The 758-nt window shown below is 69.1% G+C and carries 1 pseudogene; it reads left to right on the forward strand.

The features are described 5' to 3' along the window. Window positions 1-92: 92 nt before the first annotated feature. Window positions 93-758 (forward strand): annotated as a pseudogene (locus ACUN0C_RS20200) (IS630 family transposase); the annotation flags it as partial.

Consider the following 758-nt stretch of genomic DNA (forward strand, 5'->3'; position numbering starts at 1 on the left):
TAGAGCGTCGGCCCAGCTGATTGAATCGTTGGGGATTCCCACTGAAGGCCGGTTCTGATTCAACGTGTCCGCCGGAGAGGAGGCCGGCGGTCATGGTGAAAGCGCTGTCTCTCGATCTTCGTGTCCGGGTGTTGAAGGCGGTGGCGGAGGGTGCGAGCCACCGCGCCGCGGCGGAGCGGTTCGGCGTCAGCGCCGCGAGCGTCAGCCGGTGGCGGGCGTTGGCGCGGAGCAAGGGCGAGCCGCGCCCCGGCGCGCTCGGCGGCGACCGCCGCTCGGCCCGGATCGAGGCCCAAGGCGCGTTGATCAAGGCGCTGCTGGATTCGACGCCGGACATCACCACGGAGGAGCTGCGCGCGGCGTTGGCCGAGCGCGGCCATGCCTTTGGCTACGGCACGTTGCAGCGGTTCTTCCGCCGTCATGGCCTCACGCGCAAAAAAAGACCGGCCACGCGACCGAGCAGGACCGGCCGGACGTCCTGAGACGTCGGCAGGCGTGGTTCGACGGCCAGATCGATCTGGATCCCGAGCGGCTGGTGTTCATCGACGAAACCTGGGCCAAGACCAACATGGCCCGCACGCACGGACGCTGCCGGCGCGGCGAGCGCCTGCGCATGGGCTTTCCCCACGGCCACTGGAAGACGACGACCTTCGTCGGCGCACTGACCGTGCGCGGCATGATTGCGCCCTTCGTACTGCCCGGCGCCATCAACCGCGACGCCTTCGAGGCCTATGTCGAACAGGTGCTCGTCCCCGAGCTGC

The organism is Faunimonas sp. B44 (assembly GCF_052655945.1).